Below are 2,128 nucleotides of genomic sequence, written 5' to 3'. Positions count from 1 at the left end.
ATGATGGGCTCGGACAGGCGTTTCGGATCAGCCTTGAACAGTCCCGATACGTGAACGTGCTCAGCGATCTCAAGACCCGCGACACGATGGGGCGGATGATGCGCGCGCCAGGCAGCATCATCGACCGGGCCGCCGCGGTCCAGATTGCGTCACGCGACGGTGCCAGGGCGGTGCTTGTACCGTCCGTCCGCGAAATCCACGGAAAGCTCCGGGTCTCGATTGACGTGATCGATCCGGTGAGCAAGAAGTCTGTCTATAGCGTATACGCCGATGGAAGGGGCTACAGCTCGGCGCTGTCCTCCACCGATGAGGTAGTCGCTCAATTGCGCGGCCGCCTGGGTGAAGCCCTGTCGGACGTGCAGCGGGCCTCCAATCCCCTGCCGGAAGTTGCGACGGCAAACCTGGATGCCCTGAACGCATATGCCAAGGGCCAGGCAATGTATGGCGACGACCAGGTGAGAGAGTCGCGAAAGTACTTTGAGATAGCCACCAACATCGACCCCGAATTTGCGATGGCCTGGCTTGCGCAGATGCGCGTGCTGGTTAGCCTCGGCAAGCGGGATGAAGCGCGGGACATCCTGGCGAAGGTTGACCGCCTGCGCAGTCGCCTGACGACGAGGGAACAGTTGTATCTGGACGCATGGAAGCTGGACCTGCTCTCGAACAATGAGTCCGCATCGCTGGATGCCTGGGCGACGATGGAGAATCTCTACCCTGACCATCATGGGGCACGGGTGAACCATGCCTGGGCGGCATTCCTGCTGGGGCGGTACGCAGAAGCAGAGAGTGCCGTTGCAGCTGCCGACGTTCAACAGAACCCGCTGAGGCCGGTGACGCTGCATCTGCTTGGGCGCATTCAATTGGCACAAGGAAAATTGAACGCCGCGTTGGCCACCCAGCGCCGCGCGTTGACGATGTCAAACGGTGAGACAAACAGACATATGGTGGCGGCGATCGCCGCGTCCGGTGATGTTGAAAAGGCCAGCAAGATGCTGGCGGCCATTCCAGGCCCCGGGCCTGCACAGTGGCTGGAAGGGGTCTCGCTGGACTTGGATCGCGGGGACACGGAGGCTGCTGCAGCGGCGGCAGTAGAGGCGGCTGCAAACTGCAAAGATTCTGCTTCGGTGTGCGAGTTCCTTTCCGTGGTTGCCGTCGTCACCCAGGCGGCATCGGGAATGTGTGCGTCTCGCGTTCGGGTGGAGAAGACGTTCGGGTCCCTGCTTGCCCTTGCCGGTGATCCCTCTGCCGATGATCGCGGGCAGCGGCTATTCTTCGCCGCATCGATGATGTATGCGGCACAACGGATGGGGTTGGGCGACGCATTCGCCCGTCACACGCCGCAGATGCAAACACTATCCAGTGAGATAGGCGATGCGAAGACCACTGAGCTGTTAGCTGTCGTCAAGGCCAATCAACAACGCATGGCTGGCGACCCGGCCGGCGCGGCACGTCAGCTAAAGGTGCTCATCAATGGCAATGAGCTCTTCCAGGCGCACAGTGTATTGGCGTCCGCGCTACGCGACGCCGGTGATACCCAGGGAGAGGCAGCGCAGCAGGAGTGGTTGCGAAGCCAGCGTGGGCTGGCCTATGGCGAGGTTGCAGGATCTGCGGTGCTTCGCTCGTTGAACGTCCGTGACAGCGTGGCCTATCCGCCCCGGTCGGGGTGTCCCGTCGCCAAGGCGGCGCCGGGACGAGATCCTCGTATTACTGGCCGCCCGCAACGAAGCAATGCGGCACGGTGAACATACCCTTCTCGGTGAGATGACCGGTGAGATGAGCGCGCGAAGCCAGCAGCTCTTCCACTGATGCGAGCTGGCCCGGCATGGCGCACTCGACCGCCGCTTCCGCCGCAGCTTCACTCACCTGCTTAAGCGCTTCTGCCGGGTTTGCTTGAAATGCGGCGCGGAACGCATCGTCGGTTGTCAGCAGATCCAGAAGTGCGGCAGCATCGGAAAGGGAAAGCGGTACTTTGTGATTCGCCATATGCAGAAGGTCCAGTTGTGTATGTCAGGAAGTAATGCGCAGCATCGGATGTCACGGTATCGGTATCCATAGCGGCCAGCTCTTGCCGGTCTTGAGAACGCTGCCGTCGGAAGGAGCTTCATTCAATATCCATGTGCATCCCGAT

Annotated in this window: 2 protein-coding genes; one reads left to right on the top strand and one right to left on the bottom strand. The window is 61.4% G+C overall.

Going from position 1 to position 2,128, the window contains the following annotated elements; genetic code table 11:
* A partial coding sequence (locus tag ACXJKH_RS19160; RefSeq protein WP_457321747.1) for a putative peptide modification system cyclase occupies positions 1 to 1,742 on the top strand: 1,742 nt, incomplete at its 5' end.
* Here the strand turns inward: ACXJKH_RS19160 and ACXJKH_RS19155 are convergent.
* Positions 1,705 to 1,983, bottom strand: a complete 279-nt coding sequence (locus ACXJKH_RS19155; protein WP_256775254.1) for an NHLP-related RiPP peptide — start codon at positions 1,981 to 1,983, stop codon at positions 1,705 to 1,707. The genes ACXJKH_RS19160 and ACXJKH_RS19155 overlap by 38 nt on opposite strands.
* Between the last annotated feature and the right edge of the window lie 145 nt (positions 1,984 to 2,128).

The sequence above is a fragment of the Stenotrophomonas sp. P5_B8 genome (genome assembly GCF_054049855.1).
Note: the sequence above shows the minus strand (reverse complement) of the source record. Positions and strands in the feature narration are given on the sequence as shown.

What these genes read in the sequence shown, in the direction of transcription:
- ACXJKH_RS19155 (WP_256775254.1), bottom strand. Translation starts at nt 1,983, where the DNA reads ATGGCGAATCACAAAGTACCGCTTTCCCTTTCCGATGCTGCCGCACTT.